The sequence below is a fragment of the Elizabethkingia argenteiflava genome, assembly GCF_009904105.1.
GTDB classification, from domain to species: domain Bacteria; phylum Bacteroidota; class Bacteroidia; order Flavobacteriales; family Weeksellaceae; genus Elizabethkingia; species Elizabethkingia argenteiflava.
The window spans coordinates 1-6,461 of record NZ_JAAABJ010000328.1 but is presented as its reverse complement, the minus strand read 5'-3'; the positions used below and the strand labels follow the sequence as shown (position 1 = coordinate 6,461).

At 28.1% G+C, this 6,461-nt stretch carries 8 protein-coding genes; 1 reads left to right on the top strand and 7 read right to left on the bottom strand.

Annotated elements, in window-relative coordinates; translation table 11 throughout:
- Positions 1-320: 320 nt before the first annotated feature.
- From GNY06_RS15100 to GNY06_RS03525, 3 genes are all read right to left on the bottom strand, one after another.
- Positions 321-548, bottom strand: a complete 228-nt coding sequence (locus GNY06_RS15100; RefSeq protein ID WP_394350821.1) for an integrase core domain-containing protein — start codon at positions 546-548, stop codon at positions 321-323.
- Positions 549-867: 319 nt separating this feature from the next.
- The gene (locus GNY06_RS15095) at positions 868-1,149 is read right to left on the bottom strand and encodes an IS3 family transposase (RefSeq protein ID WP_166518828.1); all 282 of its coding nucleotides are present in this window, start codon (positions 1,147-1,149) and stop codon (positions 868-870) included.
- Positions 1,150-1,236: 87 nt separating this feature from the next.
- Positions 1,237-1,395: a transposase gene (locus tag GNY06_RS03525; RefSeq protein ID WP_166518827.1), complete on the bottom strand. Its 159-nt coding sequence runs from the start codon at positions 1,393-1,395 to the stop codon at positions 1,237-1,239.
- Positions 1,396-1,523: 128 nt separating this feature from the next.
- On the opposite strand from GNY06_RS03525, the gene GNY06_RS03520 reads away from it, so the two are divergent.
- A complete protein-coding gene (locus GNY06_RS03520; protein WP_166518826.1) occupies positions 1,524-2,018 on the top strand; it encodes a DUF6141 family protein in 495 nt (164 codons plus the stop codon).
- Here the strand turns inward: GNY06_RS03520 and GNY06_RS03515 are convergent.
- The 4 genes from GNY06_RS03515 to GNY06_RS03500 are packed head-to-tail and all read right to left on the bottom strand — an operon-like array spanning position 2,005 to position 5,472.
- Entirely contained in the window at positions 2,005-3,252 is a 1,248-nt protein-coding gene (locus GNY06_RS03515; protein WP_166518825.1) for a serine aminopeptidase domain-containing protein, read from the bottom strand. The genes GNY06_RS03520 and GNY06_RS03515 overlap by 14 nt on opposite strands.
- A complete protein-coding gene (locus GNY06_RS03510; protein ID WP_244614353.1) occupies positions 3,249-4,220 on the bottom strand; it encodes a sporulation-delaying protein SdpB family protein in 972 nt (323 codons plus the stop codon). The genes GNY06_RS03515 and GNY06_RS03510 overlap by 4 nt, the downstream gene beginning before the upstream one ends.
- Entirely contained in the window at positions 4,141-4,644 is a 504-nt protein-coding gene (locus GNY06_RS15090) for an SdpA family antimicrobial peptide system protein (RefSeq protein ID WP_166518823.1), read from the bottom strand. Before GNY06_RS15090 ends, GNY06_RS03510 begins: the two co-directional genes overlap by 80 nt.
- Positions 4,645-4,647: 3 nt before the next feature.
- Complete coding sequence (locus GNY06_RS03500; RefSeq protein WP_166518822.1) at positions 4,648-5,472, bottom strand: hypothetical protein; 825 nt, start codon at positions 5,470-5,472, stop codon at positions 4,648-4,650.
- Positions 5,473-6,461: the final 989 nt, after the last annotated feature.

The window sequence follows — 6,461 nt, the reverse complement described above, 5'->3', positions numbered from 1 at the left end:
GCCTCTTTTTCCTTTGCTTAAATGAGGTAAAATCCATCTTTCTATTTTATCTTTGCTGATGAGTTCCAGATTATTATTTATTTGATTTGTAATACAAAATTGCTAATTTTCTCGGAACTCTTTTTGTCTTAAAAAGTTTAAACAACTTCTTGGTTAAAATTTTGAAATTTAAAATTTATTTTTGTCATACAATCCCTGACATAGGTTTTGCTGATCAGCGTTATATTTAAATTAAAATCTCTAAAACTTACTTAAATTTAACATATTAAACATGAACTTTAGTTAATTATTTTCGTAAGCTACCCAATTTTGTAACCCTTCTAAATGATAGATTCTTTCATTTTTTGTTTATATTTTTTAGGGCTTATATTCCCTAATGCTTCGTGCGGTCTGTTATAATTGTATTCAATCCACCACTGATTAGCTTTTTCTTCAGCCTCCTGTAGATTCTTGAAGACATACATATTAAGAAGCTCATTCCTACAGCTTTTATTCAGTCTTTCAATAAGGCTGTTTTGTGTTGGTTTCCCAAGTTGTATATAGTGAATTTCTATTTTATTTTCCTGAGCCCATAGCTGAAGATTTTTAGATATGAACTCAGGACCATTATCAACTCTTATGCGTTTAGGCTTACGTCCCTGTTGTTTTAAATGATCTAAAACTTACCACTCTTGCAGAACAGATACTTGTATCAATTTCCATAGAAAGTAGTTCTCGGTTATAAGCATCAGCAATATTTAATATCCTGAATCTTCTTCCATCATACAAACTGTCACTCATAAAATCCATACTCCAGCACTCATCTGGCTCCAAAGGAATACTGATGTTTTCTTGGATTCTGGCGGGAAGCCTTTTTCTTACCCTTCTTCAAATGCTCATTTTTAATGTCACATAAACTCTGTGGACACGTTTATGATTACAAATATACCCCAAGTTCCGAAGTTTATCATACAGCTTCCAAAAACCATAACCTGGTTGTTCTTGTGAAAGTTTTGTTAGAGCCTCTATTAATTCATCGTCATTTTTTCTACTTTTATAACGGTAGCTGCGCCTACTGATACCAATTGTTAAACAACTTTTTCGTTCGCTTAAATGGTATTTTTTACGAATAAAGTTGACAATTTCACGCCGTCCAGTAGGCTTTACCACTTTTTTGACAGAACATTTTTTAGAGCTTCAATTTCTAAGCAGCGTTCGGCATAGAGTTTTTTAAGTTTGGAATTTTCGGATTCCAGATCACGCAGATTTTGAATATCCGAACTTTCCATACCAGAATAGATAAAAAGTACCTTGTGTAATATTATGATTACGACATATTTCTATTACGCTCTTTCCATGTGCCTGTTCTTTCAAAATTCCAAAAACCTGACGCTCTGAATACTTACTTTTTTTCATATTTAAATTTAAAGTTTTTTCAAGAAAAAACTCTATCTTTAAATGCATACATTTGGAATGTTTACACTCAGAAAACTATAAGTTTAAACAACTTCTATATTATTTTCAAATCACAAAATGTTAATATTATGCAATACAAAGAAAAACAAAGAGTTAATCAATTATGGATATGGGGGATTTTAATATTCATCCTTATTGTTTTAGTATTTGGCACTTATAAACAGGTGTTTGAGGGTAATAACTTTGGAAGCAAGCCAGTTAGTAACTTGACACTTATAATTATAACTGTATTTTTCTTATTGTTTGCTTTATTTATATCTGCAATTAAGCTTATAACAAATATTGATAAAACTGGAATTCAAATTCAATTTATTCCCTTTTTTATTGTAAAGAAATATGAGTGGGATCAAATATCAAAAGTTTATATTAAAGAATATTCACCACTACGAGATTTTGGAGGCTGGGGAATTAGATATAGTTCACAAGGAAAAGCTTTTAGTTTGAGGGGAAGATATGGATTACAATTAGAATTAATATCTGGAGATAAAATACTTATTGGTACACAAAAAAAAGAAGATTTACAAAATATATTACAAGTTGTTTCAAATTTTAAGAAACAATAAAATCATAAATATCATTAAGTACTTTATCATTAACAATAGATTTTATTTTGTATTCTTCAGGAGACATTGTACCATCACTCTTCATGAATAAATGATTTAAATCTGGATAAAATTTTAGAGAAACATTATTTTTATTTTTAAGCAACTTTTCAAATTTTAAATATTCATCCTTTCCTATTTGGTAATCTTTTCCTCCTTGCATTATCATTAGCGGAATATTTATTGTACGTAAATTTGTTTGAATATTGTATTTCTTCAATGATAACCAGTAGCTTGTAGGTACTGATAGTAGTTCTTTTTTTTTAAAGTCATCTATATTTTTATCTAATTTATTTATCTCATCAATATCTTTTTTTACTTTTTGAACCAAAATGTTTCCGTTATTATCATTGTTTAGATAGTTTATTTGCTTCAATATAATATCTTGCAATGGAGAAACATATCCTGCCATAATAATACCTTTATATATATTATTTTTGGAAACATTAATTATCATAGGAACAATGGTCCCTCCTTGACTATGTCCTATTAATACGATTTTTTTTCCTTTGTTATTGAAAAAGCTTATAATTGCTAGTAAATCATTTGTATATTCCTTATCTATAGTAATGTTTTGAACATCTTCATTTTTTATTTTTTTATCATATCTGTATGAGGAAATTCCTTTTTTATATAAGTGTTCTGCAATATCTTTATATGGTTTATTAGAAAATATTGTACCATCTCTATCTTGAGACCCAGAACCTGGTATAATAATTACCAAAAAGTTACTTGATTTATTTTCAATGTATGTACCATTAATTTCTTTATTATTTCCATTAATAATAATATTTTCACCAAATGACATACTTTTATTAGAATTATCTTTGGTTTCTATACTATGATTTGGTAAGACATGAAAACCTATAATTTCATCATTTTGATCAAAACTTATTTCAATATACTGTTGAACCTTCTCAAATATTGCTTTATAATATATATTGCTTGCTTGTACATCGATTTTTTCAAATTTTTTCAAATTTCCATATTCATTTCCTAGGGCCGTTATTGCATTGGAAAGTATATTTTCGGTGATATAGCCATCCTCTATCAGTTTCTTGTTAAAGAATAACAAACTTCCTTTATAGTCTTTTTCAATAAAAACTTTATTGATAAATTGTTCTGATTTTTTTTCTTTCCCTTCCTGAGAAAAAAGAAAAATTGAAATCATGGAAAATAATATAACGAGTCTCATCTTTTTTTCTTTAATAAAAATTGTATTTGTAAATCTTTAGGAATCAGATATATAATAACAGTAGCTGTCATAGCTATAAAAAAGGTTACTAATCCAAAGAAAAATGCTATTAGAAAATGAAATCCGACGGCATAGTAAATAAGTTTTTTCCTTTTTTGATATTCCATAAATATAGCTCCAGCCATTAATAATTCAAAAATAATAACACTCCAATTAATAATAAAAAGCAGCTTTGGAGTATTTATAATTGGGAAAAAAATAGGTCTTAAATACTCTGCCATTCCAAATAAGTTACTGTTAAGCCAGTAATAAATTGCAGACCCATCTACCCATTCATCTACCTTATATAATTTTTCTACTCCAGCTTGGAGATATAATACAGAAATTTGAATACTAATCATGCAAAACAATACGTGTGCTATGAAATTTTTATATAAATTATTATTTATACTAACTGTATTAATCCAATGATTTTTTCTACTATCCATAAGGGTAATTGGAATCAATAATAATAAAACATTATTGGTTATTTGATCTCCACCTTCAACAATTGTACAAGCATTAAGAAAACTGAAGCTGACCCACCATTGTAATACGCCAAAATATCTTGGAAAATATCCCATTACACAAATAATCAGAATTACTATTGCTATTATTTTAGAATAAATTAATCCGTCATAACCGAAAATATGGAATAAGTTAATATTTGAAAAAGCTATCAATATTTCTTTTTTCTTATATGTAAGAGGAGAAAAAAGAGATTCAGTGCTATTAAATATTAAACTAAACAAAGTTACTAATGCATACAAACTTCTGGATAAACCATATACATTTGTAAAATAATTATGGGAAGCCTTTTCTTCACAAATAATTATTAAACCTTGAAATCTAGTTTTTAATACATCTAACATGGATAAAAGTTTTTTCTTTTTTTTTGAAGTCACGCCATAAGTAGGGTGGTACTTCATCACGAATGATAATATATTCTCCTTCTTTAAGATAGTTTAAACCATTACACTTTACCTTATATATCGCATGATCATTCTTTAAATTATTAATACTCTGATATGGGATTTTTTTTATTTGTCCCAAAATCATTGAGTTTTCAAATGCAATCATTCTACTTTTCTTTGACAACCCAAATAAATTAACATAATGATCACTTGTATATATCATATTTTCTAAATTCCCATTATTATATTTATAACAATATACATTAGCTTCTCTTGGATCTTTAGTGAAAAAACCCCACCCTTGGGGTAGGATTGTATTAACTAATCTTGTAGTGTGGAAACTTCCACTGTATAAATTATGCTTTATAGAATTTGTAAAAGTTATAAATAGTAAAATTATTGATATTAGTATTACAGAAGTATAAAAGCATTTTCTCATCAGTTAATAATTATTTATAATTGCCGCCACTACTTCCTCATTAGTAAGACTTGAGGTTGAGGAATCACTCTCTTGCACACCGAAAAATTTGGCATATTTCCAAACAAAAACAGTTACTGCTGCTACCACATTAGCTGCTGCTGCTACTTCCCAAGCTACCACTGCTACTACCGATACTGTTGCAAGACAGGCTGCTGCTTCAGGCATCATAGCTTGAGATCTTTCTACTAAAGCTTGCTTTTTAAGATCATTTTCTAAATTTAATTTTAAATTTTCTAAATCTTTAGCTGTCTTTAAGCTTGCAGATTTATATTTATCCTTATATATTTTCATAGCTGAATTATACCTCTTTTTTTCAGAAGAATTTTTAATTGCAGTAACAATATCTTCAGCACCTTGTTTCAAAGATTGATCTATAATATATGGATCTTTACTTTTCATCTTAGACTCAAAATCATTGAAATAATTTGAATTATTCTGCTTTAATATATTTACTATTTCATTTATATACTTTTCTGAAGCAGACTTTTCTTTTGAACTTAAGTCCTCAATCTTTTCAAGATTATAACTATACGTAGGTATAGATTTCAAAACATTTGCCTCCCCACCTTGTAGAAAGAATATTTGTCTAAATATATTTTCTCCTGTTATTTTTGTCACCTGTTGTACTTCTTCTTTATTTGGTGATTCTTCTCTAGAGCAACTTGCCAATAAAACAATAGAAGAAAAAGAGGTCAAAACAATTTTGTTTTGCATAAAAAATCTAATTTTTTTCATGTTAGTAAATTTTAAATTAATATTTTGCTTTTGCCATACAATCCCTGACATGGGTTTTTTGGTGGTCACCCAATATAAATGGGCATATTTCTTAATTTACTATTTCATGTATTATATTCAATAGTAGTAATTGTTAAAAATTTGATAAATAATAGTTAAAATTAGTATTAATAAATTTAGTTTTCATTTGTATTGCTAATCTATTTATAAAGAAGTTGTTTAAACTTATTTATATAAGAAAGATTTCGGATAAAAATAGCAAATTTGAATTGCGAATCAAATAACTAATAATCTGGAAATCATAATTAAAGATAAAATAAAAAAGTGGATTTTACCTCATTTAAGTAAAGGAAAAAGAGGATTTTCGACAAGATATGATCTGGTAAAAATAATTCAGCTTATTGTAAAACGCCTGAAAACAGGCTGTCAGGCGGGAATTAAGTTTGAAAGAATATTTTGGCAAAGAGAAAATCTACTGACAAAGCATTTACTATTATTTCAATAAATGGAGCAAAGACGGCTCTTTCAGAAAGGTTTGGATAGGTCTTTTGCTCCTTAATAAAAGAAAATTGGAATGAATATGGGGAACGAGTAGAAACAAGAAGAGAGCATCTTTTATCTATACAACTCAACTTTAAAATCAATTCTTTCTCGAGAGATTAAAATCCTGATTTTACAACAATTTATATATTATGCATAGCATAACACTGCCAACCCGAAAATATCTGCATTCAGTTTCGTTTTTTCGTTTTCCTCCCACCCAGCACCTGAAAATATGCCTAAAATAGCGCTTTAGGAAAAAAGTATACGGAGGTCTATCCTTATATTATGTTAATATCATTGAGATGAATTTTCGTTTAATTCAGGAAAGACTTTAGAATATAAAAAACCTCCTAAGTTATTTCAGTGCCTGTTTCATTTTCAAACCAAACCTTTCGCTGATAATTTTTTGATTTCTCGTGGCTATATAGCTAAGAAAACATTTTCATGAGAGTATCAATAATTTCTTCTTGTGTGTGCTTATCCAAACTGGCCATCTT